The sequence below is a fragment of the Methyloversatilis universalis FAM5 genome (genome assembly GCF_000214035.2).
Classification (GTDB): domain Bacteria; phylum Pseudomonadota; class Gammaproteobacteria; order Burkholderiales; family Rhodocyclaceae; genus Methyloversatilis; species Methyloversatilis universalis.
In genome coordinates this window covers 386161-408064 of sequence record NZ_AFHG01000052.1, presented here as the reverse complement: position 1 = coordinate 408064, position 21904 = coordinate 386161, and the positions used below count along the sequence as shown (strand labels likewise).

Sequence of the window (21904 nt, the reverse complement as noted above, 5' to 3'; positions counted from 1 at the left end):
GGATTATAACCTTGCGGCGCAGCATCCGGCCGCCCGGCTCAGCCGGCGCGGACCACCTCGTCCGGATGCCACAGTCGCGCCAGCAGCACACAGCCGGCCAGCGCGAACAGCGAACTGAGCGCGAACGCCCAGCCGCCGCCGAAGGGCGCCCACAGCCAGCCGCTGATCAGCCCGCCCACCATGCCGCCGGCGCCGAAGGACACGCTGCCGTACAGCGCCTGCGCCCGGCCCTGCTGGCGCGCATCGAACCACTGGTTCAGCGCCGCCACCGAACTGGCGTGGAAGGCGCCGAAGGTGAGGCCGTGCAGCAGCTGGGCAGCCAGCAGCCAGGCCAGCGACTCGACCATGAAACCGATCACCGCGAAACGCAGCACAGCGGCGAACAGCGCGGCCAGCAGCATGGTGCGCAGCGAGAAGCGCCGCATCAGCGAAGGCATCCACAGGAATACCCCGATCTCGGCCAGCACGCCCAGCGTCCACAGCGCGCCGATCAGGCTCTTGCTGTAGCCGTGCTCGTCCAGATGGATGGAATAGAAGACGTAGAGCGCGCCATGCGCGCAGCTCATGAAGAAGGCTGCGCCGAACAGACCGGCGACCGGCCGCCGCCGCAGGATGTCGCGCAGCCCTTCGGTGGCACGCGGCCGGTCGGCGTGCTCAGGCGCTTCCGGCAGGCTGAACGCGAACAGACAGATGCCGCCGAGAATCAGGCTGCACGCCCACAGCACCGCGCGCAGACCGGTGCGGTCCAGCATTTCGCCCAGCAGCAGCACGGTGATGACGAAGCCGATCGAGCCCCACACGCGAATGGCGCCGTAGCGGGCCACCTTCGATTTCAGATGTTCCAGCGTGAGCGCCTCGACCAGCGGCAGCGAGGCGCTCCAGAAGAAGGACATGAGCGCCATCGCAATGAACACGCCGATGAACTGCTCGGTGCCGAAAAAGATCAGGAATCCGGCCAGACTGGCCATGCCGGCGCCGCGGATGATGGGCGTGCGGGCGCCGATGCGGTCTGCCAGCCAGCCCCACAGGCTGGGCGCGAGGATGCGCATCACCTGCATCAGTGACATGACGATGGCGATGTCGGCCGCGGAGAAGCCGATCGACGACAGGTAGAGCCCGAAGTACGGTGAAAAGGCGCCGACGAAGGCGAAATAGAAGAGGTAGTAGGCGGACAGTCGCCAGTAGGGGAGCGGCATCGGCGGCAGTGTACCGCAGCGCCGGGTCACGGCGCCCGCCCGCTCCGGCCTGCGCGCCTACTGCATGCCGCGACGCAGCTGCACCACGCCCTCGCCCACGCGCTGCGCGATCAGGTCGGACTGTATGCCTTCGCTGTAGCTCACGATGTCGTAGCCGGCAAAGCCGCCGGCACGCGCCAGCTGTTCGGCGCGGCGCCGGAACACCATGCGCGCTTCGCCCTCGCCGCCGGCGCGGGTGCGCATCTTCTTCATGCCGAGAAAGTAGGTGTCGTCGGACAGCTTCGCCTCCTCGATTTCCCAGTTCGGCGCCATCGGGTCGAGCACCAGATAGGCGACGTAGGCCGCGCCGGCGAAGTAGATGAGCTTTTCCGGCGTCGTGGTGTAGCCGGGCGTCAGCCGCAGCTGCGTGTTCGGAATGAAGCTGCTGGTGCGGCTGGGCAGCGAGCGGTCGAGCGTCGAACAGCCCGCCGCCGCGACGGCCAGCGTGAGGGCGACGATGAGCGGCGCTTTCATGCTCAGGCCCCGATGTAGTTGAACAGCGACAGACCCGACACCTTCATGAAGGACTGCTGGGCGGCCTGGAAGTAGGACAGGTTCTGCGTGAGCTTGCTGATCGCTTCGGTGTAGTTCAGGTCGCGCAGGTTCGACAGCGAGGTTTCGAACTGCAGATTCACCTCGTCGCCCAGCGAATCGAGCGCGGACAGTTCAGTGCTGCGCGAGCCGATGCGCGCGCGTGCGGTCAGCAGATTGTCGGTCGCCTGATCGATGTTGGACATGGCCGAACCGATGGCATTGCTCACCTTGGCCAGCGCGTTGGCGTCACCGGAAGCCGGCTGCTCCAGCGCCAGGATGACATCGCCTATCGTGTCGAACACGCTCTGGGCACTGCTGATCTTCATCGACACCCGGTCGCCATCGGCCGGGGCGCCGGTCATCGAGAAGCGCGCACCGAAGTCGAACGGCGGCTCAGAACCGCCGTTCGAGCGCAGCGTGATGGTGTCGCCCTTCTGGAATACGCGCGGCAGCGGCGCACCACCGGGCGCAGCGCCGGTGAGCAGCGAATTGCCGCTGCTGTTGTCGATGATGTCGTAGGTGGTGACGCCGCCGGACACCGCGAACACGATGTCGAAGTCGCCCGGATTGTTCGGATCGCTCCACTTGCTCATGTCGCTGACGCCACCGCTGTCGAGCACCGCGGTACCGCGGTTGGCCGGGTCTGGCGTCAGCGAGAAGTTGCCGTTGCCGGACGGGGCACGCATGAACACGCTGCTGCCGGAATCGCTGATCGCCAGCCGACGGTTGCTCGCCACCTGCGCCTCGCGCTGCCCGTCGTCGCCCGCGTAGCTCACGCCGGCCTCGACACTGCCCGAGAACGGCTGCGTCGTGCTCTTGTAACCGCTGAACAGATAGTCGCCGAAGGCGTCGCGCGAATTGGCGATGCCCATCATTTCCGAAAACATCGCACGGATGTCGGTGGCGATGGCCTTGCGGTCGGAATCCGCCAGCGCGGCGCTGCGCGCCTGCACCAGCCGCTCGCGTATGGTGCCCAGCAGTTCGCCGGCAGTCGCCAGCTGTGACTCGGCAAAGCCGAGCGCGCTGGTGGCGTCGCGCCGGTTCAGCGCGTACTGGTCGTTCATCGACTTGGACTGGTCGATCTCGAGCGCGCGGGCAGACGCCACCGGATCGTCCGACGGGGCCAGCACGCGGCGGCCGGTCGACAGCTGCTGCTGCAGCCGGAACAGGTCGGTACTCTGGCGCAGCAGCCCGGCGGTACCGGTTTCGTACAGGGTATTGGTCGATATGCGCATCACGCTTCTCCTCAGCCGCCGAGCTGCAGCACGGTGTCGAACAGCCGGCTGGCCAGTTCGATCATCTTGCCGGCGGCCTGGTAGGCCTGCTGGTAACGGAGCAGGTTGGCGGCCTCTTCATCGAGATTGACGCCGGACAGGGACTGCTGCGACTCGGTTACCCGATTCAGAAGCACGGTCTGTGCCGACTGATTCACCTTGACCTCGCGTGCCTGGGAACCGATGTCGGCCACCATCTGCGCGTAGGCGCCCTGGAAACCGGTGGTCCCGGAGGCAAGCGTCTTGCCGCCCTGGAGCGCGGCCAGCGCCAGCAGGTTGCGGTTGTCGCCCTGACCGCTCGCGTTGGCCTGGATGGTGAAGGTGTCACCGTTGCGCGGCGTGCCCGACAGCTCGAAGGTGAAACCGCCCTGACCGGCAAAGGTGAAACTCTTGCCGGCAGATTCGGTGGTCGGATCATAGGCCAGGGTGCCGCCCGGGCCGCCCACCACGTTGAAGGTGTTGGTCGCGGCGTCAAAGGTGAGGGTGATGGGCCCACCCAGCGGAAGGCCGGTTGTCGAGGTGACCGTACCGGCGCTGATGCGGCCGGTGCCGGTGTTGGCCAGCGCCGCGGACGTGCTGACCGGCATCGCCACCGCCAGCATGCGCGGGTCGGACAGCACGGTGCGGATGTCGCTCGCGGCATTCCGCGTCGGCTGGATCAGGAAGCTGTCGCCGGCCGCCATCGTGGTGGCGCCGGAATCCAGCGTGAAGCCCTGCGGGCTGCCGGCGGGCGGCAGGCCGCCCAGCGTGGCGGCGGTCCAGCTCGTGTTGTCCGAGAGGCGGGTCAGCGTGTAGTTGCTGCCGTCGAAGCGCAGCCGGTAATCGCTGGTGGTCAGCGTGGACGAATCGTTGATCGTGACGTTGACCTGGGCCGCCGCCACGGTGCTGTTGGTGCTGGCCGGCAGCGCCGAACCGTTCATCGAGTTGAAGAACTGGGTACCGAGCGCGCCGTTCAGGTCCTGGCCGAGCAGATGCTGCGCGTTGAACTGCTCGGCGATGCCCAGCGCGACGCGCCCCAGTGCATTCTGCGCCTCGTCCAGCGTATTGCGGCGGAAGGACAGCAGCCCGCCCAGCTTGCCTCCGCTCAGGGACTCCTCCTGCAGACGCAGCACGGTGCCGCCCGGTGCGGTGTAGGTCACTTCGGTGCGGCTGGCATCCTCGACCGAAGGCGAAGCGGTCAGCGTGAAGGCGCTGCCCCCCACCACCACCGGCTGGCCATTGCCGATGAACAGGTTGATCGAGCCGTCGGTCTGCTGCAGCTGGGTGACCCGCACGATGTCGTTCAGCTCGCTGATCAGCCGTTCGCGCGCATCCAGCATGTCGTTGGCGAGGCGGTTGGGGCCGGTGATCGACTGGGCCACCGCGATCTGATCGTTATAGCGGGCGATCTGGCCGACCAGCTGATTGATTTCGCCGACCGCGCCGGAAATTTCGCCGTTGAGCTGGTCGCGGACTTGATCCATGCGCAGGTCCAGCGAATTGAAGCGTGCAGTCATCGCCTGCGCCGCCGAAACGACCGACTGACGCGCGGCCAGCGACGAAGGCGAGGCGGTCACGCCCTGCAGCGCGTTGAAGAAATCGGCCATCGCGGGCGACATGCCGGCCTGCTGGTCAGCCAGCAGATTGTCGAGCGCGCCGATCTGCTCCGAGTAGGCCGTGTATTCGGCACTCTGGGTCCGCGCCTCCATCACCTGGGCGCTCAGGAACTGGCTGTAGATGCGACGTACCGTTTCGACCCGGGCGCCCTGGCCCAGATAACCGCCCCCGGTCAGCTGGGGGTCGTTGGTACCGATGATGACCTGCTGCCGCGTATAGCCGGCAGTCGCGGCGTTCGAAATGTTGTGACCGGTCGTGACCAGCGCGGCCTGGGCCGCATTGAGTCCGGTGATACCGATGTTGTAGAGCTGGGTTCCCATGATGTGACGTCTCGTCAGCACTGTCTGGACCCATCAAAGCAAAAGGTTTGCCAGCTCCTTTTTATTGTCGTCACAGTGCGGGCGGACAATCACCGGATGCTTGTTCCGGAATTGCGCATTTCCGCCACCGACGTGGCTTTCAAGACGCAGGAAGGTCGCGCCGAGATGGTTGCGCGCAGACTGCGGCTCAGTCCTTTCGAGCGGGCGCTGCTCATCGTTGCGGACGGGCGGCAGGATTTTGCCGCCCTGCTTGCCGCGCTCGGCCGGCCATCGTCAGGGGACGCCGAAAGCCGCGCCGCCCTGAGCCGGCTCATCGAGCTGAAGCTGCTCACGCTGACGCCAGGCGCCGAGCCCGGCGGGACGGCGCCGGTCGAACGCAAGTCGCTGGCGCTGGCCAGGCTCTATCTGATGGAAAGCGTGGAGCGCGCATTGCGCGGGAAAACGGACGCCCTGAAACCGCTGCTGCGTGAAGCGACCGACGAAGCCAGCCTGCGACGCGCCCTGCTGGCCTGCGAAAAGGCGCTGCTGGAGGCCGGCGCGGTCAACCAGGCGAGCGCGATACGCGCGCGCTGTCTTGCGCTGCTGCCGGCGGCGCGCTCAGCCTGAAAGTGCTGCCCGCAGCAGCGGGCCGTTGATGATGCGCTGCAGTTTGTCCGCGTAGGCCGGATCGGTCGCATAGCCGGCCTGCTGCAGGCCACGGGCGAAGCTGCCGGCGTCCTGCGCCCCCAGTACCGGGGCGTAGCGCGGCTGGCTCTTCAGCAGCCGCGCGTAGTCGGCAAAGCTCTCTTCGTACGAGCCGTAGCGGCGGAAGGCATCCGGCTGCTTCACCCAGCGGCCATCGACGTACTCGCTGGCGGTCACGGTGACCGTGTCGCCCTGCCAGCTGCTGCCGGCCTTGATGTTGAACAGGTTGTGGCTGGGCGAGCCGTCGGCCGCACTCAGTTCTGCCCGCCCCCAGCCGGTTTCCAGCGCGGCCTGGGCCACCAGGAACTGCGCCGGAATGCCGGTGGCGCGGCTGGCGGACAGCGCGGCCGGCCATACCCGCTCGACAAAGGCCCGGGCATGCTCCGGCACATCGCGCCCGCGCGGCGGCGTCAGTTCGGCAATGGCGGCTTCGATGTCCTCGGCGCTGGCGGTGCCCGCCTGCAGACTCTGCCGCAGGGCGGCAGACCTTGCCGCTGCCGGCATCTGCGGCAGCCCCTGGAACAGTCCGGACTCGGACAGCGGCTTGAGCGGCGGCGTGATCGAGGTGTCGGCGCTGCGGGCGTTGGCCGACAGCTGACGCTCCAGCACCCGGGCCAGGCCGGTGCCGCCGCCTTCGGTCATGACCTGGGCCCACTGCTGGTCCAGCATGTCCTGGAACATCTTGCCTTCCTGCCCGCCGAACAGCTCGTCGCCGTGCGACGCCTCGCGCATCGACTTGATCACCACCTGCAGGAACATGGCCTCGAACTGCTTGGCCGCCGCCTTCAGCGCCTCCGGCGAATTGTCGCGGGCAGCCCGACGCAGCGTGTCGAGGCCACGTACGTCGGACGCCAGCGAATTGAGCGCCGGATTGTCCATCTCAGATGACTTCCAGTTCGGCGCGCAGCGCGCCAGCCGCCTTCATCGCCTGCAGGATGATGATCAGATCCTGCGGGTTGGCACCCAGCGCGTTCAGCGCCTTCACCACCTCGGCAAGGTTGGCGCCCTTCTTCACGTTCATCAGCGCGCCACCCTCCTGCTTGATGTCGATCTGGTTGCGCTCGGCCACCGCGGTCTGGCCGCCGGACAGCGGCGCCGGCTGGCTGATGACCGGATCAGAACTGACCGTGACCGACAGGTTGCCGTGGGCCACCGCGCAGGTATCGAGCGTAACCGCCTGATTCATCACCACCGAACCGGTGCGCGAATTGACGATCACCTTGGCGGCCTGCTGTGCCGGCGTCACGTCCAGGTTCTCGACCCGGCTCATGAAGGCCACGCGCTGGCTCGGATCGGTCGGGGCACGCAGCTGTATTCGCCGTGCGTCAACCGCCACAGCGGTGCCCTGGCCAACGTTCGCGTTGATCGCATCGACCATGCGCTGGGTGGTACCGAAGTCGGTGGTGTGCGTTTCCAGATGGACGAAATCGCCCTCGCCCACCGCGGACGGCACGGCACGTTCGACTGTGGCGCCGCCGGCGATGCGGCCGACCGACAGATGATTGATGGTGACCGACGAACCGCCGGCCGAGGCGCCGGCACCGCCGACCACGACATTGCCCTGCGCAATGCCGTAGATCTGGCCGTCGGCGCCCTTGAGCGGCGTCATGACCAGCGTGCCGCCGCGCAGGCTCTTCGCATTGCCCATCGAGGACACGGTGACGTCCATCCCCTGACCCGGGCGCGCGAAAGGCGGCAGGCTGGCGGTCACCATGACCGCAGCGACGTTCTTCAGCTGCAGGTTCTGGCCGGGCGGCAGGGTCACACCCATATTGCCCAGCATGTTGATCACGCTCTGCACGGTGAAGGGCGTCTGCGTGGTCTGGTCGCCCGAACCGTCGAGGCCGACCACCAGACCATAGCCCACGAGCTGGTTGTTGCGCACGCCGGAAATCGACGCCAGGTCCTTGATGCGTTCGGCCTGGACCGCCGGACTGGCCAGCAGCGCCAGCAGCAGGAAAGAAAGGATGCGCTTCATGTCGATACGCCCTCCGGGCCGGTGTCCACAGCCTCCGTTATACGTGGAGGCGGTGGCGGACGATGGCCGGAAAAGAGGCCTGAATACCTGTTACAGCGGAAGGAAGCTGAGGAAGAAGCGGCCCAGCCAGCCCATCACCTGCGCGTCGTCGATATAGCCGCTGGCGCGGTACTCGATGCGTGCGTCGGCGACCTGGGTCGAGGACACGGTGTTCGAGGCGGTCACCTGGGTCGGATTCACGACGCCGGAGAAGCGGATGAATTCGTCGCCCTGGTTGATCGCCACCTTCTTCTCGCCGGACACCAGCAGATTGCCGTTCGGCAGCACCTCGATCACGGTGACCGTGATGGTGCCGGTGAAGTTGTTGTCAGCCGACGACGCGCCCTTGCCGGCGAACTTGTTTTCACCCTTGGCGGAAATGTCGATGCCCTGGGCGCTCTTGAACGGCATGCCGGAAATCTTGGGTACGCCGGTAGTGATTTCCTGCGTGCGGTCGGCCGAGCTGGACGCCTTCTTCGCAGCCTGGGTGCGCTCGCTGATGTTGATCACCAGCGTGTCGCCGACCATGCGGGCGCGACGGTCCTCGAACAGTGGCCGGACAGCGCCCGGCTGATAGATCGCGCCGGCATTGGTCTGGTACTGCGGACGCGGCTCGGGGCGGATGGTCATCGGTTGATGAACCGCGGTCGGCGGCGTGGTGGTGACGCAGCCGGCAAGCATTGCCGCGGCAATCAGCACGGCGGCAAAACCTGCGCAGCGGGCGGCAAGATGGAGGTGACGGGGATTCATGTCGGTCTCCGCAGGCGCGATCAGAGCTGGGTCAGGCGGGCCAGCATCTGGTCCGAGGTCTGGATCGCGCGCGAGTTGATTTCGTAGGCGCGCTGGGTCTGGATCATCTGCACCAGTTCCTCGACCACGTTCACGTTTGACGTTTCGACGAAGCCCTGGTTGAGCAGGCCGGCACCATTGGTGCCCGGGGTGTTCGGCGTCGGCGTGCCGCTGGACGCGGTCTCGACGAACAGGTTCTCGCCCATGCTCTGCAGCCCGCCGGCATTGACGAAGGTCGCGAGCTGAAGCTGGCCGATCTGGGTCGGTGCGGCCTGTCCGGGCTGCAGCACGCTCACCACGCCGTCACGGCCGATGGTGACCGACTGCGCATCCGCCGGAATGGTGATCTGCGGCTGCACTGGGAAACCGCTGGAGGTGACCATCACGCCCTGCGCATCCTTCTGGAAGGCGCCATCGCGGGTGTAGGACAGCGTGCCGTCCGGCATCTGGATCTGGAAGAAGCCTTCGCCCTGGATGGCCACGTCCAGCGTGCCGCCGGTCTGCTGGATGTTGCCCTGGGTGTGGATGCGCTCGGTGGCCACCGGTCGCACGCCGGTACCGATCTGCAGACCCGACGGAATCGTGTTCTGCTGCGTGTTCAGCGCGCCCGGCTGGCGCAGGGTCTGATACAGCATGTCCTCGAACACGGCGCGGGCGCGCTTGAAACCGTTGGTGCTGACGTTCGCCAAGTTGTTGGTGATGACATCGAGCTGAGTCTGATGTGCATCCATGCCGGTGCGGGCAATCCACAGCGAGCGAATCATGATCGGTTACTCCGGTTGTCAGTTGTTGCCCAGGACCTGCGAAGCGGCCTGGTCATTGCGTTCCGCGGTCTGCAGCATCTTGGTCTGCATCTCGAACTGGCGGGCCAGCGAAATCATCGCCACCACCTGATCGACCACATTCACATTGCTGCCTTCGAGGAAGCCCCCCACCACACGCACGTTCTGTGCCTGCGGAGCGGGTCCCGGCGTGGTCACGCGGAACAGGCCGTCGTCACCGCGGCGCAGCGTGTTTTCCGGCGGATCGACCAGCTTGAGCCGACCGACCGGATTGACCTGATTGACGCCGCCGGTACGCTGCACCGTGGACAGCGTGCCGTCCGCGCCCAGCGTCACTTCGGTGTCAGGCGGAATGGTGATCGGGCCGGTTTCGCCCTGCACCGTCAGGCCGTTGGCGTTCTGCAGGATGCCGGTCGGGCTGATCTGGAAATGACCGTTGCGGGTATAGGCCTCGGTGCCGTCGGGCATGGCCAGCGCGAACCAGCCCTTGCCCTGTATGGCCATGTCGAAGGTACGGCCGGTCTGCTGCAGCACGCCCGGCGTGTAATCGTTCTTCACGCTGGCATCGACCACGAACGCACGCGACGGCAGCGCCTCGCTCTTCACCGGCACCGCGCGCAGACGGTGCTCTTCGGCGCGATAGCCGGTGGTCGAGGCATTGGCGAGATTCTGGGCGACCGAAGCCTGACGCTCCATCGTCCACTTCGCGCCGGTCATCGCTGTGTAGATCACGCGGTCCATGACGGTTCCTCAGTGCGCGTCAGCGCAGGTTGACCAGCGTCTGCAGGATCTGGTCCTGGGTCTTGATCGACTGCGCATTGGCCTGGTAGGCGCGCTGCTGCGTGATCATGTTCACCAGTTCGGCGGTCAGATCGACGTTGGAATCTTCCACGGCACCCGGCTGCAGGCCGCCGCGGTTGCCGGTTGCCGGCGCACCGACCGCCGGCGGGCCGGAGAAGGAGGTTTCCGCCCAGGCGTTGCTGCCGAGCTGGACCATGCCGTCCGGATTCTGGAACGTCGCCAGCACGACCTGGCCGATGTTGCGCGACTGGCCGTTGGTGTAGCGGCCCTGGACGATGCCTTCCGGCGACACCGTGAGGCCGGACAGCCGACCGGAGGTGTAACCGTCCTGACCCACCGAATTCACGCTGAAGGTGGTGCCGTACTGGGTGGAACCAGTGAGATCCAGATCGAAGGCCAGCGGCGTGGTGGCACCGGTGCCCACGGCGAACGACTGCGCCACCGTGGTCGGGCCGACCAGACCGCCGTTGGAATTGAAGGTGAGCGTGGTGGCCGCGGTTGCCGCGCCGCCATCCAGCGAGGTGTGCAGGTCCCACTGGTTCGCGGTGGCGGACTTCACGAAATACATCGACATGATGTGCGGATTGCCCAGTGAGTCGTAGGCGGTCAGCGAAGTCGAGTAGGAGAAGCTGGAGGTGTCGGTCGGCGAGAACGGCGTGGTGGCCGGCGGCGACAGGCGGGAATCGAGGTTGACCGCCAGATTGGCCAGCGTGGTCGAACTCGGCTGGGCACCGGTCAGCGCGGTATCGATGCGCAGATCGATCGGCGCGGTGACCACGATGTTGTCGTTGGCATCGGTGCCATAACCGGTCAGGCGATAGCCAGAGCCATTGACGATGTAGCCGTTCTTGTCGACGTTGAACTGGCCGTTGCGCGAATACAGCACATCGCCGTTGTTGTTCATCCGGAAGAAGCCTTCACCGTTGATGGCGATGTCCAGCGGATTGCTGGTCACGGTGATGTTGCCCTGGGAGAACTGCTGAGCCACGCCATTGACGCGGGCGCCGATACCGATCTGGTTCGAGGTGCCGCCGCCCAGCGTGGTTGCGTAGATGTCGGCGAACTGTGCCTGAGACTGCTTGAAACCCACGGTGGTCGAGTTCGCGACGTTGTTGCTGATCGCGTCGAGCGCCTTGGAGGCGATGTTCAGTCCGGAAAGTCCTTGCTGGAAGGCCATGATTCAACTCCCGATCAGTAGATCTGCTTGATGTCGTCGATCGCGACCAGCCCCTGCTGGCCGACGTTCAGGCGGACGTTGCCGCCACTGCGTTCCACACTGCTGACCACCGCCAGTTCGAGCGGCGAGGTGGTCACCGTCTTGCCCTTCTGCACTGCCTTCACGCTGAAGGAGTACGCACCATCCTGAGCAACAGGCGTGCCAGCGCTGTCCTTGCCGTCCCACGCGAACTGCACGACGCCGCCGTCCTGGTCGCCGAGATTGATTTCGCGCACCACCACACCGTTGGCGCCCTTGATCGTCACCGTAACCTGATCGGCCGGCCCTGCCAGTTCGACGCCGCCCATGGACTGGCCCTCGACCAGCTTGAGCGCCGAGCCTTCGATCAGCACCGCATGGCCGACCAGCGCAGCCGCCTGCAGCTGCTGCGCCTCGGTCGAACTGGCCATCATCTGTTCCAGCGTGCTGTTGAGCTTGGTGATGCCATCGACCGTGCTGATCTGCGCGAGCTGCGAGGTCACCTGGGCGTTGTCCATCGGGCTGAGCGGGTCCTGCATCTTCAGCTGGGTGGTGAGCAGCATCAGGAAGCGGTTCTGCGCGGCATCCAGTTCCGACGGCTTGTCGCTCTTGGTGCCATTGAGGGATCCGTAGAGGTCCGCGTTGGACGATCCATTGACGGAATTGACGGCCATGGCGATCTCCTTACTGTCCGATGGTGAGTGTCTTGAGCATCAGCTGCTTCGCGGTGTTCATCATTTCCGCGTTGGTCTGGTAGGAGCGGGATGCTGAAATCATGTTCACCATCTCTTCCACCACATTGACGTTGGGCATCTGCACATAGCCCTGCGCGTCGGCAGCCGGATTGTTGGGGTCGAAGGTCGTGCGCATCGGTGCCGCGCTCTCGACGATCTGGGTCACGCGTACGCCCTGTGCCTCGCCGCCTTCGGCGAAGGGCTTCACTTCGAACACCACCTGCTTGGCGCGATAGGGCCGGCCATCGGCGGATGCGACCGAGTCGGCGTTGGCCAGATTGCTCGACGTGGTGTTCAGGCGTACCGATTGCGCAGTCAGTGCGGAACCGGCGATGCCGAAAACGTTGAACATGTTGCCTGCCATGATTCAGTCTCCTTACTGGCCCTGGACGGCCTGCTGCATGGTGCGCAGGCGGCCGCTGATGAAGGTGAGCAGCGCTTCGTACTGCACCGAGTTCTCGGCAAAAGCGGAGCGCTCGATATCCATGTCTACCGTGTTGCCGTCGACGCTGGACTGGGTTTCGGTGCGGTACTTCATGGCCTGTTCGAAAGCGCCGCCATTGCCCTTGGCATCGATGTGGCGGCTGGATGTGCGGGCCAGCTCCACCGGACCGCCGGCACCGGCCTTGCCGCCCATCGCGCTCTCCAGCGCGCTCTTGAAATCGAGATCGCGCGCCTTGTAGTGCGGCGTGTCGGCATTGGCGATGTTCGAAGCCAGCTGCTGCTGGCGCGCGGCACGCACGCCGAGGGCGGCTTGCGGAAGATCGAGAAGGCGGTCGAGCGGGGTCGGCATGATGGACCATCCATTGCAGCTATCGTGCCAGCGACTGTAAGCGGGTCACGGCCGGCGGAAACGGCAAAAAAGGACGGCCGCCACCCCTTCTTTCCACTGCTTCTGCCGCATTTCGCCGGCAAGCTTTGCCGCGGCAAAACTTGACCGCGGCGCAAACCCGCGCCGGCAAAGGATTTGCTGCCGGCGCGGCAGGGCTGACCGGCAGCCTTGCCGCTTCCGGCCGGAACAGGGCGGCCCTTGGGTGGCTATTCCGGGTACCGGACCGCGCCTTTCCGTGCTGCAATGAAAACTGCCTGTGTCACCGTCCGATGAGATCCGCCCACATGTTCCGCTGGCCTGCCGCCCTCCTCCTCGCTCTTGCGTGCTCCGCTGCGTCCGCGCAGCTGAGCACCGACACGCTGCGCGCCAGCGTCAGCAGCTTCCTGATCGCGCAGACCGCTGGCGTGCCGGGCAAGGCGGTGATCGAAGTGGGCCAGCCGGATGCCCGGCTGGCACTCGGTGCCTGTAGCGCCCACGAAGTGTTCCTGCCAACCGGCAGCCGCGCGTGGGGGCGCATCAATGTCGGCGTGCGCTGTACCCAGGGTGCGAACTGGACTGTCTATATTCCATCGCGGGTCCGCGTCGAAGGCGAATATCTGGTGGCCGCCCGTGCGCTCGGTCGCGGGCAGGTGATTGCCGAAGGCGACTACGCCTTCATGCGCGGCGATCTGACCGAACTGCCGCCCAATATGATCATCGATGCCCAGCAGGCGGTCGGCCAATCGGTGCAGGTGGCCATCGGCGCCGGCCAGCCTCTGCGCGCAGACTGGCTGCGCGCACCGCCGGCCGTACAGCAGGGGCAGATCGTGAAGCTGATTGCCCGGGGCAGCGGCTTTGCGGTCAGCCATGACGGCAAGGCGCTGGCCACCGCCCAGGCCGGCCAGACGGTTCAGGTGCGCACCGGCAGCGGCCAGGTGGTGAGCGGCATAGCACGACCGGGCGGCATCGTCGAGGTGATGTACTGAGCCGGCGAGCGGCAAGTAATTCCTCGTGGGGCCGCCCCCACGCTTGATATAGTCACGATGAAGCATCGATGTAAGACGACTCCCTACAAAAAGTTCTAAAGTTTTTTCAGGGCAGGGTCGTAATACGATTCGAACGTCTTAGGAAAGGGTTCATCGTGAAAATCGACGGAACTGGAAAACCGCTGGGCCCCGCGCCGTCTTCGGCCGCGCGCAGCAGCTCCAGCAGCAGTTCGACCTCCGCTACCTCGGCCGCCTCGGCCCCCGGCGCGCAGATCGACATTTCGGGTACCTCTTCCCGCCTGCGGGAACTGGAAGCCACCATCTCCAACGTGCCGGTGGTCGACAGCGCGCGCGTGGATGAAATCAAGCAGGCCATCGCCGACGGTCGCTTCAAGGTCAACGCGGATCGCGTGGCCGACAGCCTGATCGAAAGCGTGCGGCAGATGCTGAACGCCCGACCGGCCACCTGATGCTGTCTGCAGAACTGGCCGCGCAGATCGCCGCGCGGCTGTCCGCCCTGATGACCGAGGAAGCCGCGACCCTGCGCGTGGCCCTCGGTCATTTGCGTGCAGAGCATGCGGCGCTGCTGAGCGGTGACATCGACACCCTGCCCGCGCTCGCCGCGCGCAAGTCGGAAGCCTATGCACGGCTGTCGCAGTTGGGTGATGCGCGCAGCGCGCTGATCGCGCGCGCGGGTACGCAGACGTCGAAAGAAGCGCTCGACGCGCTGTTTGCCAGCGGCCCGGAATGGGCCGCCTGCCGCCAGCCTTTCGCCGACCTGCTGGCGCTGGCGCGTGAAGCACACGACGCCAACCAGTCAAACGGCGAAATGATCCGCGCGCAGATGAAGTCCAGCCAGCAGGCTCTGGCCGTGCTGATGTCGGCAGCGGAACAGGCCTCGACCTACGGGCCGGACGGACAATCGACCACGCTGACCAGCCGTCGCTCCTTCGGCAGCGCCTGACGCGCGCGTCGGATCCCACCGCTCACGCCCGTTACGAAGTCTGAACTGGCGACACCCTGTGTCGGCGGGGATGCGTCATCGCGCGCACTTTTTCATCAATGCGCACGAAATAGCGTCAGCGCCGCCTCATGCGGCGGACGCCCGCAATGAGCCGGACGCCGCAGAACGAAGGCTTCAGTCCGGCAGGTGCCGGAAACAGCAGAGGGCGACGCACTCCGCAACTGACGACGCGCGAGCGTCGAGGACGCCCCTCCTCGATCAGAGTTTGGGGAAGCTGGAGCCGAGCGCGCCTTCCGGCACCTCGACCGGCGTGTTGGCCGGTTTGCCGTTGAGCGCCGCGCGATCATTCGAATAGGTTTCGATGCGTATCGACACGCGACGGTTCTTCGCCCGACCCTCTTCGCTGTCGTTGCCGGCAATCGGCCGCTGATCGGCAAGACCTGCCGCGGTCAGCCTTGCCGGTATCACCCCCTGCTCCTCGAACACTTGGGTCACCGCCGCAGCGCGCAGCGCCGAGATGGCCCAGTTCGACAGCGCACCGGGTGCCGGCTGCAGGCTGTCGGTGTGGCCTTCGATCACCAGCGGGTAATCGGTATAGAGCAGTACGCCGGCAATGGCCGTGATGATGTCGCGCGCAGCCGGCTCCAGCACCGTCTGGCCGCGGCCGAACAGGAAGGTGGCGTCGAGATCGACCGTGATGCCGAGCGCCCCGTCGGTCACCGTGGCCTGCCCCTCACGGGTGAGCGCGGACAGGGCCTCGGTCAGTTCGGTCATCGTGCGCTGCGCGCGCTCGCGTCTTTCCTTCTCCTTCTGCGCGGCCCGCGCCTGACGCAGCTGTTCCAGCTCGACCTGCAGGGCGCTGCGGGGCGCCGCAACGGTCGGCAGTTCGATCAGCTGCACGCCGTCCTTGGCGGCGAAAGCGCTGTTCAGCGACGCGCTCAGCACCCGGTACTTGCCTTCGTTGACCTGAGAGATCGCGTACATCACGACGAAGAAGGCGAACAGCAGCGTCACGAGGTCGGCGTAGGACACCAGCCAGCGATCGTGATTCTCGTCCGAATCCGGCACGTAGCGGCGCTTGCGACGCATGGCCTTCAGTCCGGAATCCGGGCCACGTAGCCCAGCAGTCGGCTCTCGACGATGCGCGGATTGTCGCCGTTGGCGATGGCCACCAGACCGTCGATGAACAGCTCGCGCAGCGTGATCAGCTGCGACACATGGGTCTGCAGCTTGCGGCCTATCGGCAGGAAGACCAGGTTGGCACTGCCCACGCCATAAATGGTGGCGACGAAGGCAGTGGCGATGCCGGCGCCCAGCCGGGTCGGATCGCCGAGGTTTTCCATCACGTGGATGAGACCCAGCACCGCACCCATGATGCCCACGGTCGGCGCATAGCCGGCGGCCGAATCCCACACCCGGGCGGACTGGCGCAGCGTGTTTTCGTAGGTGGTCAGTTCGACCTCCATCACGTCGCGCAGCCGATTCGCATCGGCGCCGTCGATCAGCAGCTGCACCGCCTTCTGGAAGAAGGGGTCGGTTTCGCTGCCCATCTGCTTTTCCAGTGCCAGCACGCCGTCACGGCGCGCCAGATGCGACCACGCCACCAGCTTGCGGATCAGGCTTTCGGTCGACACCGCGGGTGCGGCGAAGGCCCAGCTGCCCATGCGCATGCCGCGGATGAAGATGGGATAGCGGGTCTGCAGCATGGTCGCGCCCAGGGTGCCGCCGATCACGATGACGAAGGCGGCGGGCTGGAACAGCGACGACAGGCTGCCGCCTTCCAGCACCTGACCGACCATGATGGCGGCCAGCCCGAGCAGCAGGCCGGCAATGCTGATGCGATCTGCGCGCACGGGAATGGGCTCAGCCGCGGGCAGCGATGCGGCTGCGCAGGCGGGCGATGGCCTGGCTGTGCAGCTGGCAGACGCGCGATTCCGATACGCCGAGAATTTCGCCGATTTCGCGCAGGTTCAGGTCTTCCTCGTAATAGAGGCCCATCACCGTCTTTTCGCGTTCCGGCAGGTCACCGATCGCCTTCACCAGCACGTCGCGCATGTTCTTGTCGAGCAGGCGCTCCAGCGGATCCAGGTCTTCGGTGCCCACGCTGTGGCGGTCGAGGTAATCATCGTCGTCGCCGTCGGTGAAGTCCTCGAAATACACCAGCTGATAGCCGCGCGCCTCCTGCAGCATCTTCTGGTACTCGCCCAGCGGCATGCCCAGCGATTCGGCCAGTTCGCCTTCGGTCGGCTGGCGGCCCTTCTGCTGTTCCAGCGTGTGGATGGCGGATTCGATGCGGCGCATGTCGCGACGCAGACTGCGCGGCAGCCAGTCGTTCTCGCGCAGGCCGTCCAGCATGGCGCCGCGGATGCGCTGAACCGCGTAGGTTTCGAACTGCGCGCCCAGCCCTTCCTCGTAGCGGCTCATCGCGTCGAGCAGGCCCAGCATGCCGTTCTGGATGATGTCCTCGACCTGCACGCTGGCCGGCAGCTTGGCCATCAGGTGATAGGCGATGCGCTTGACCAGCGGCGCGTAATGTTTGGCGAGCTGGTCGCGGTCCAGTGTTCCGGATGCGGTGTACATGATTCTGTCCTCTGCTGCGGGTCGCCGTGCAGTCAGGCCACGCGGGCCGGAAGCTCGCCTGCACGCCCTCCCCGGTCGCTGCGGTGGTCCGCCAGCGGTTCGTTCAGGGCCGACAACATACCGGTTTTGTCCGCTTCGCGGGTCACGAAGAGCTTTTCGGCAAGATCCCGACCGGTCTTGAGCGCGTCTTCACCGGCCACCGAGAACACCGGCCGCTGGTAACCGGCCGGCAGGCAGCCCAGCCAGTGCAGCGCGGACCCGAGATGTTCGCTCACCACGCCATTCAGGCTGGCAAAGGCCTGGCGGGCGTCGGCCACCGAACGCGCGCGGCTGACCCCAACGTGGACCGGGATGGCGCGCCCGGCGCCGACCGGCGTGGCGCCGGCCAGATGCCGCTTGATCAGCGCATAGGCGGCCGTGATGCTGGCGCCGGAGGCGGCGGTCACCACCGCCAGCCGGTCGGCACGGCGGGCGAGCGCCGACAGCTGGCCGTCCTCGACCGCGCAGTCGATCACCAGCAGTTCGGTGTCGCGGGTCAGTTCGATCAGCGCATCGTCCAGCGCTTCGGTCTGCAGACGGTTCAGCTGGCGGGACGCTGCGGCGAGCCGTGCGGCCGGCACCACCACCACGCCGTGCTGGGAGGCGATGCGCACTGCCGACAGCGGCGCGTCGCGGTTGAGCACTTGCAGCAGATCGATGCGCGAAGTCAGGCCCAGCCGGGCGGTGGCCGAGCCGGCGCCCTGGTGTTCGTCGATCAGCGTCACCCGCAGGCCGCTGCGGGCGGCTTCGATGGCAGTGGCCACTGCCAGCGAGGTACTGCCGGCCGCCGGCACGGCGCCGGCGAAGGCTACCCGCTGACACGGAAAACGGCGGAACAGCGCGCGCAGGCCAGCCGCCTGGTCGTGCATCAGATCAGCCACGGCTCACCTCGCTGCGCAGGTCACGGCGGGATGCAGCCATCAGAAGGCCGGCGTCCTGGGGATTCAGGTGCTGGGAAGAGTCTTCGCCCGCGGCACGCAGCGCGCGGTGCATCAGATAGGCCCGGTTCGGCAGGTGCAGGTCTTCCGGCACGCGCTGACCGTTGGCCACGTAGTACAGCGGCAGCTGGTGGCGCATCAGCACGTCCAGCACCGGGCCCAGCGTGACCGACTCATCGACCTTGCTGATGATCGCACCGGCCAGATCGGCGCCGCCATTCGGTGCCGAGTAGGCGCGCACCACGTCGTCCAGCGCGTCGGCGCGGGCGACAGAATTGAGCAGAAGCAGGCGGCGCACATCGCCGCTCGAGGACAGCATCGCGATCTGTTCGGCCACCGCGCGGTCGCGCTGGCTCATGCCGACGGTGTCGATCAGCACCATGTGCTTGTCGCGCAGTTCGACCAGCATGCGGCGCAGGTCGGACGCGTCGCGCACCGCATGCACCGGCACGCCGAGGATGCGGCCGTAGATACGCAGCTGTTCGTGGGCGCCGATCCGGTAGCCGTCGGTGGTGAGCAGGGCCACCTTGTCGGCGCCGTGACGCACCACGCAGCGGGCGGCGAGCTTGGCGGTGGTGGTGGTCTTGCCGACGCCGGTCGGGCCGACCAGCGCATAGACGCCGCCGCGGTCGATGATGTCGGCGTCGGAATTGAGCGTGATCAGGTCGCGGCCGATCAGCGTGCGCAGTTCGTTGCGCGCAGCGGCCAGCGAGTCGGAACTGGCCAGCTGGTCGAGCAGCCGGTAGGTGGTGACCGCACTGAAGCCGGATTCGAGCATTTCGGCAGCCAGCGAGGTCTTGATCGGCGAGGTGCGCGACATTTCACCCCAGGCGAAACCGGCGAGCTGCTGTTCCAGCATGCGGCGGATGCTGCCCAGTTCTTCGCGCAGCGCGGCGTCCAGTTCCGGCGCGCGTTCGGCCGCAGCGGCCGGCTGCACCGCCGGTGCCTGCGGCGCGGCACGGCGCGGCGCCAGCTCGGGCTCGGCCGCGGGACGGCGCAGCGGCACTTCGGCGTGGGCTTCGAGCTGTTCGTTGGCCGGCGCCTGCTGCTGGCGCGAACGCGCCATATCGCGCAGTTCAGCCGGCGTAGCCGGACGCGGACGGTAAGGCTGCCACGGCTTCGGCGCACGCACTTCGTCGCGCGGCTCCACCGCCGGTGCGGCACGGCGCGACGCAAGGCTGCTGGACAGCGTGACTTCGAAGTCGTCGTCGGCATCGGACATCGCGGGCAGGGCGCGCGCCGGGGACGGCTCGGCCACCGGCGGCGGAGCCGCCGGCTTCTTCGCCGGTGCGGTCATCGCCTCCAGCGCATTCGCCGGCAGCGCGAGAATTTCCACGCCGCCCTCGACCGGACGGTTCGACAGCACGATGGCGTCGGGACCAAGGTCTTCCTTGATGCGGCGCAGGGCGTCGCGGGCGGTGGCAGCCAGATACTTGCGAGGCGTCATGATTTGACTCCGATGACAGCAGTGACCTTGATGGTCCGGGATTCAGGAACTTCGGAATTGGCGAGCACCTTGAGGCTGGGCACCGCACGGCGCAGGAAGCGCGACAGCAGCCAGCGCAGCGGCGCCGGCACCAGCAGCACCGCGGGCAGCCCCATCTCTTCCTGGTTCTGCGCGCTGCGGGCGACTTCGTTCATCAGCGTGTCGGCCAGACCCGGCTCGATCACCGAGCCGTCGCCGCCACCGCCCAGCGCCTGCCCGAGCAGCCGCTCCAGGCCCGGGTCGAGCACCATGACCTGCACGTCGCTGGCGCCGGGGAACAGCTGCTGCACGATGGCGCGCCCCAGCGCCACACGCACGCGGGAGGTGAGTTCCAGCGGGTCCTGCGTGCGCGGCGCGAATTCGGCCAGCGTTTCGATGATGGAGCGCATGTCGCGGATGGCCACGCCCTCTTCCAGCAGGCTCTGCAGCACGCGCTGCACCACCGACAGCGGCAGCGCCTTGGGCACCAGGTCCTCGACCAGCTTGGGCTGCTCCTTGCTCAGGTGTTCCAGCAGCGACTGCGCTTCCTGGCGGCCGAACAGTTCCGAAGCGTGGGTCAGGATGAGGTGGTTCAGATGGGTGGCGATGACGGTGGACGCATCGACCACGGTGTAGCCGAGCGCGTGCGCCTGCTCGCGCAGCCCCTGCTCGATCCAGACCGCAGGCAGGCCGAAGGCCGGGTCGCGCGCCTCGCGGCCGGGCAGCGAACCGGCCACGCGGCCCGGGTTGATCGCCATCAGGCTGCCCGGATACGCCTCGCCGCTGCCGACGTCCACGCCCTTGAGCGTGATGCGGTAGCCGTTGGGCTTCAGTTCGAGGTTGTCGCGGATGTGAACCGGCGCGGTCAGGAAACCGATCTCGGCCGCGAACTTCTTGCGCAGGCCGCGGATGCGCTTCAGCAGTTCGCCGTCCTGACCGCGGTCGACCAGCGGAATCAGCCGGTAGCCCACTTCCAGACCCAGCGTATCGACCGGCACCACGTCGCTCCAGGCCGCTTCCTGCTGTTCCGGCGGCACCACCGCCTGGGTGGCGGCCGCCCTTTCCGCAGCCGCCTTCTCCGCCGCCTCGCGCGTCTTGGGTGCCGCCTGCTGCTGCATGCCACGCCAGGCCAGATAGCCCAGACCGCCCGCCATCAGCAGGAACACGAAGTTGGGCATGCCGGGAATCATGCCCATCATGGCCAGAATGCCACCGGAAATGGCCAGCACGCGCGGATTGCCGAACAGCTGGGAAATCACCTGGCCGCCCACGTCGCCTTCGCTGCCGACGCGCGACACCACCAGACCGGCGGCAATGGAAATGACCAGCGCGGGAATCTGGGCCACCAGACCGTCGCCAATGGTCAGCATCACGTAGGACTTGGCGGCCTGACCGGCGCTCATGTCGTGTTCCATGATGCCGATCAGCATGCCACCCACCATGTTGATGAGCAGGATGAGGATGCCGGCCACCGCATCGCCGCGAACGAACTTCGATGCACCGTCCATCGAGCCGTAGAAATCCGCTTCGTCGGCGATCTCGCGGCGGCGGCGGCGCGCTTCGTCCTCACCGATCAGGCCGGCGTTCAGGTCGGCGTCGATCGCCATCTGCTTGCCGGGCATCGCGTCCAGCGTGAAGCGTGCCCCCACTTCGGCGATCCGGCCCGCACCCTTGGTCACCACCACGAAGTTGATGACGGTCAGGATGACGAACACGATGATGCCCACCGCGTAGTTGCCGCCGACCAGGAAGTGACCGAAGGCCTCGATCACCTTGCCGGCCGCGTCCGGGCCGGTATGACCTTCCAGCAGCACCACCCGGGTGGACGCCACGTTGAGCGACAGGCGAAGCAGCGTGGTCACCAGCAGAACGGTCGGAAACACCGAAAAATCAAGCGCCTTCGTCGTGTACAGCGCCACCAGCATCACCATCACCGACATCGCGATGTTGAACGTGAAGAACACGTCCAGCACGAAGGTGGGCAGCGGCAGCACCATCATCGACAGGATGAGGACGATGAGCAGCGGCGCGGCCATCTGCCGGATGTTCGGTGAGCCGATTGCCTGACGGAGCGAGAGGGACGAAGCCATGACGACATTTCATCGCAGGCGGCGTCAATCAAACCCGGAAAAGAAGCGGGGTTTTACCCGGCTATTGAAC

23 protein-coding genes are annotated in these 21904 nt (G+C 66.6%); 4 read left to right on the top strand and 19 right to left on the bottom strand.

The genetic code is table 11. The annotated features are described in order from the left end of the window. Positions 1-38: 38 nt before the first annotated feature. From METUNV1_RS12915 to flgK, 4 genes are read right to left on the bottom strand one after another with little or no spacing between them, the layout of a single operon-like run. On the bottom strand, positions 39-1196 hold the full coding sequence (locus METUNV1_RS12915; protein WP_008062447.1) for an MFS transporter: 1158 nt from the start codon (positions 1194-1196) through the stop codon (positions 39-41). A gap of 57 nt (positions 1197-1253) precedes the next feature. After that, positions 1254-1709: a hypothetical protein gene (locus METUNV1_RS12910; protein ID WP_008062446.1), complete on the bottom strand. Its 456-nt coding sequence runs from the start codon at positions 1707-1709 to the stop codon at positions 1254-1256. Between the two features lie 2 nt (positions 1710-1711). Continuing rightward, on the bottom strand, positions 1712-3004 hold the full coding sequence (gene flgL / locus METUNV1_RS12905; RefSeq protein ID WP_008062445.1) for a flagellar hook-associated protein FlgL: 1293 nt from the start codon (positions 3002-3004) through the stop codon (positions 1712-1714). An 11-nt stretch (positions 3005-3015) separates the two neighbouring features. Further along, positions 3016-4959: a flagellar hook-associated protein FlgK gene (gene flgK, locus METUNV1_RS12900; RefSeq protein WP_008062444.1), complete on the bottom strand. Its 1944-nt coding sequence runs from the start codon at positions 4957-4959 to the stop codon at positions 3016-3018. Between the two features lie 3 nt (positions 4960-4962). On the opposite strand from flgK, the gene METUNV1_RS12895 reads away from it, so the two are divergent. Continuing rightward, positions 4963-5565 (top strand): hypothetical protein, encoded by a 603-nt coding sequence (locus tag METUNV1_RS12895; protein WP_232416216.1) that lies wholly within the window; start codon positions 4963-4965, stop codon positions 5563-5565. Here the strand turns inward: METUNV1_RS12895 and flgJ are convergent. From flgJ to flgB, 9 genes are all read right to left on the bottom strand, one after another. Continuing rightward, the gene (gene flgJ / locus METUNV1_RS12890) at positions 5557-6522 is read right to left on the bottom strand and encodes a flagellar assembly peptidoglycan hydrolase FlgJ (protein ID WP_008062443.1); all 966 of its coding nucleotides are present in this window, start codon (positions 6520-6522) and stop codon (positions 5557-5559) included. The genes METUNV1_RS12895 and flgJ overlap by 9 nt on opposite strands. Before the next feature lies 1 nt (position 6523). Continuing rightward, positions 6524-7621, bottom strand: a complete 1098-nt coding sequence (locus METUNV1_RS12885; protein WP_008062442.1) for a flagellar basal body P-ring protein FlgI — start codon at positions 7619-7621, stop codon at positions 6524-6526. A gap of 90 nt (positions 7622-7711) precedes the next feature. After that, positions 7712-8410, bottom strand: coding sequence for a flagellar basal body L-ring protein FlgH (locus tag METUNV1_RS12880; RefSeq protein ID WP_051165236.1), 699 nt, complete (start codon positions 8408-8410; stop codon positions 7712-7714). 20 nt (positions 8411-8430) lie between these two features. Next, the gene (gene flgG, locus METUNV1_RS12875) at positions 8431-9213 is read right to left on the bottom strand and encodes a flagellar basal-body rod protein FlgG (protein ID WP_008062440.1); all 783 of its coding nucleotides are present in this window, start codon (positions 9211-9213) and stop codon (positions 8431-8433) included. A gap of 18 nt (positions 9214-9231) precedes the next feature. Further along, on the bottom strand, positions 9232-9972 hold the full coding sequence (gene flgF / locus METUNV1_RS12870; RefSeq protein ID WP_008062439.1) for a flagellar basal-body rod protein FlgF: 741 nt from the start codon (positions 9970-9972) through the stop codon (positions 9232-9234). Between the two features lie 19 nt (positions 9973-9991). Then, a complete protein-coding gene (gene flgE / locus METUNV1_RS12865; protein ID WP_008062438.1) occupies positions 9992-11209 on the bottom strand; it encodes a flagellar hook protein FlgE in 1218 nt (405 codons plus the stop codon). A gap of 14 nt (positions 11210-11223) precedes the next feature. After that, positions 11224-11901 (bottom strand): flagellar hook assembly protein FlgD, encoded by a 678-nt coding sequence (locus tag METUNV1_RS12860; RefSeq protein WP_008062437.1) that lies wholly within the window; start codon positions 11899-11901, stop codon positions 11224-11226. A 10-nt stretch (positions 11902-11911) separates the two neighbouring features. Continuing rightward, positions 11912-12325 (bottom strand): flagellar basal body rod protein FlgC, encoded by a 414-nt coding sequence (flgC, locus tag METUNV1_RS12855; protein ID WP_008062436.1) that lies wholly within the window; start codon positions 12323-12325, stop codon positions 11912-11914. A gap of 12 nt (positions 12326-12337) precedes the next feature. After that, positions 12338-12754, bottom strand: a complete 417-nt coding sequence (flgB, locus tag METUNV1_RS12850; RefSeq protein ID WP_008062435.1) for a flagellar basal body rod protein FlgB — start codon at positions 12752-12754, stop codon at positions 12338-12340. 323 nt (positions 12755-13077) lie between these two features. Here flgB and flgA point away from each other — a divergent pair, with 323 nt between their 5' ends. The 3 genes from flgA (at position 13078) to METUNV1_RS12835 (ending at position 14722) form a co-directional block, all read left to right on the top strand. Continuing rightward, on the top strand, positions 13078-13758 hold the full coding sequence (gene flgA, locus METUNV1_RS12845) for a flagellar basal body P-ring formation chaperone FlgA (RefSeq protein WP_008062434.1): 681 nt from the start codon (positions 13078-13080) through the stop codon (positions 13756-13758). A gap of 155 nt (positions 13759-13913) precedes the next feature. Continuing rightward, positions 13914-14228 (top strand): flagellar biosynthesis anti-sigma factor FlgM, encoded by a 315-nt coding sequence (flgM, locus tag METUNV1_RS12840; protein ID WP_008062433.1) that lies wholly within the window; start codon positions 13914-13916, stop codon positions 14226-14228. Beyond that, on the top strand, positions 14228-14722 hold the full coding sequence (locus METUNV1_RS12835; protein WP_008062432.1) for a flagella synthesis protein FlgN: 495 nt from the start codon (positions 14228-14230) through the stop codon (positions 14720-14722). Before flgM ends, METUNV1_RS12835 begins: the two co-directional genes overlap by 1 nt. A gap of 258 nt (positions 14723-14980) precedes the next feature. Here the strand turns inward: METUNV1_RS12835 and METUNV1_RS12830 are convergent, their stop codons facing one another. From METUNV1_RS12830 to flhA, 6 genes are read right to left on the bottom strand one after another with little or no spacing between them, the layout of a single operon-like run. Beyond that, positions 14981-15811, bottom strand: a complete 831-nt coding sequence (locus METUNV1_RS12830; protein WP_008062414.1) for a flagellar motor protein MotB — start codon at positions 15809-15811, stop codon at positions 14981-14983. 5 nt (positions 15812-15816) lie between these two features. Next, on the bottom strand, positions 15817-16575 hold the full coding sequence (locus METUNV1_RS12825) for a flagellar motor protein (protein WP_008062412.1): 759 nt from the start codon (positions 16573-16575) through the stop codon (positions 15817-15819). Positions 16576-16585: 10 nt separating this feature from the next. Continuing rightward, positions 16586-17302, bottom strand: a complete 717-nt coding sequence (locus METUNV1_RS12820) for an RNA polymerase sigma factor FliA (RefSeq protein ID WP_008062399.1) — start codon at positions 17300-17302, stop codon at positions 16586-16588. A 32-nt stretch (positions 17303-17334) separates the two neighbouring features. Further along, positions 17335-18222, bottom strand: a complete 888-nt coding sequence (locus tag METUNV1_RS12815) for a MinD/ParA family ATP-binding protein (RefSeq protein ID WP_008062398.1) — start codon at positions 18220-18222, stop codon at positions 17335-17337. Continuing rightward, positions 18215-19726: a flagellar biosynthesis GTPase FlhF gene (flhF, locus tag METUNV1_RS12810; RefSeq protein ID WP_008062397.1), complete on the bottom strand. Its 1512-nt coding sequence runs from the start codon at positions 19724-19726 to the stop codon at positions 18215-18217. Before flhF ends, METUNV1_RS12815 begins: the two co-directional genes overlap by 8 nt. After that, positions 19723-21834, bottom strand: a complete 2112-nt coding sequence (flhA, locus tag METUNV1_RS12805) for a flagellar biosynthesis protein FlhA (RefSeq protein WP_081471362.1) — start codon at positions 21832-21834, stop codon at positions 19723-19725. Before flhA ends, flhF begins: the two co-directional genes overlap by 4 nt. Positions 21835-21904: the final 70 nt, after the last annotated feature.

Bases quoted from the DNA above. Each gene is read 5' to 3' on its own strand.
- METUNV1_RS12915 (WP_008062447.1), bottom strand. From the start codon at position 1,196: ATGCCGCTCCCCTACTGGCGACTGTCCGCCTACTACCTCTTCTATTTC.
- METUNV1_RS12910 (WP_008062446.1), bottom strand. From the start codon at position 1,709: ATGAAAGCGCCGCTCATCGTCGCCCTCACGCTGGCCGTCGCGGCGGCG.
- flgL (WP_008062445.1), bottom strand. From the start codon at position 3,004: ATGCGCATATCGACCAATACCCTGTACGAAACCGGTACCGCCGGGCTG.
- flgK (WP_008062444.1), bottom strand. From the start codon at position 4,959: ATGGGAACCCAGCTCTACAACATCGGTATCACCGGACTCAATGCGGCC.
- flgJ (WP_008062443.1), bottom strand. From the start codon at position 6,522: ATGGACAATCCGGCGCTCAATTCGCTGGCGTCCGACGTACGTGGCCTC.
- METUNV1_RS12885 (WP_008062442.1), bottom strand. From the start codon at position 7,621: ATGAAGCGCATCCTTTCTTTCCTGCTGCTGGCGCTGCTGGCCAGTCCG.
- METUNV1_RS12880 (WP_051165236.1), bottom strand. From the start codon at position 8,410: ATGAATCCCCGTCACCTCCATCTTGCCGCCCGCTGCGCAGGTTTTGCC.
- flgG (WP_008062440.1), bottom strand. From the start codon at position 9,213: ATGATTCGCTCGCTGTGGATTGCCCGCACCGGCATGGATGCACATCAG.
- flgF (WP_008062439.1), bottom strand. From the start codon at position 9,972: ATGGACCGCGTGATCTACACAGCGATGACCGGCGCGAAGTGGACGATG.
- flgE (WP_008062438.1), bottom strand. From the start codon at position 11,209: ATGGCCTTCCAGCAAGGACTTTCCGGACTGAACATCGCCTCCAAGGCG.
- METUNV1_RS12860 (WP_008062437.1), bottom strand. From the start codon at position 11,901: ATGGCCGTCAATTCCGTCAATGGATCGTCCAACGCGGACCTCTACGGA.
- flgC (WP_008062436.1), bottom strand. From the start codon at position 12,325: ATGGCAGGCAACATGTTCAACGTTTTCGGCATCGCCGGTTCCGCACTG.
- flgB (WP_008062435.1), bottom strand. From the start codon at position 12,754: ATGCCGACCCCGCTCGACCGCCTTCTCGATCTTCCGCAAGCCGCCCTC.
- flgA (WP_008062434.1), top strand. From the start codon at position 13,078: ATGTTCCGCTGGCCTGCCGCCCTCCTCCTCGCTCTTGCGTGCTCCGCT.
- METUNV1_RS12835 (WP_008062432.1), top strand. From the start codon at position 14,228: ATGCTGTCTGCAGAACTGGCCGCGCAGATCGCCGCGCGGCTGTCCGCC.
- METUNV1_RS12830 (WP_008062414.1), bottom strand. From the start codon at position 15,811: ATGCGTCGCAAGCGCCGCTACGTGCCGGATTCGGACGAGAATCACGAT.
- METUNV1_RS12820 (WP_008062399.1), bottom strand. From the start codon at position 17,302: ATGTACACCGCATCCGGAACACTGGACCGCGACCAGCTCGCCAAACAT.
- flhF (WP_008062397.1), bottom strand. From the start codon at position 19,726: ATGACGCCTCGCAAGTATCTGGCTGCCACCGCCCGCGACGCCCTGCGC.
- flhA (WP_081471362.1), bottom strand. From the start codon at position 21,834: ATGGCTTCGTCCCTCTCGCTCCGTCAGGCAATCGGCTCACCGAACATC.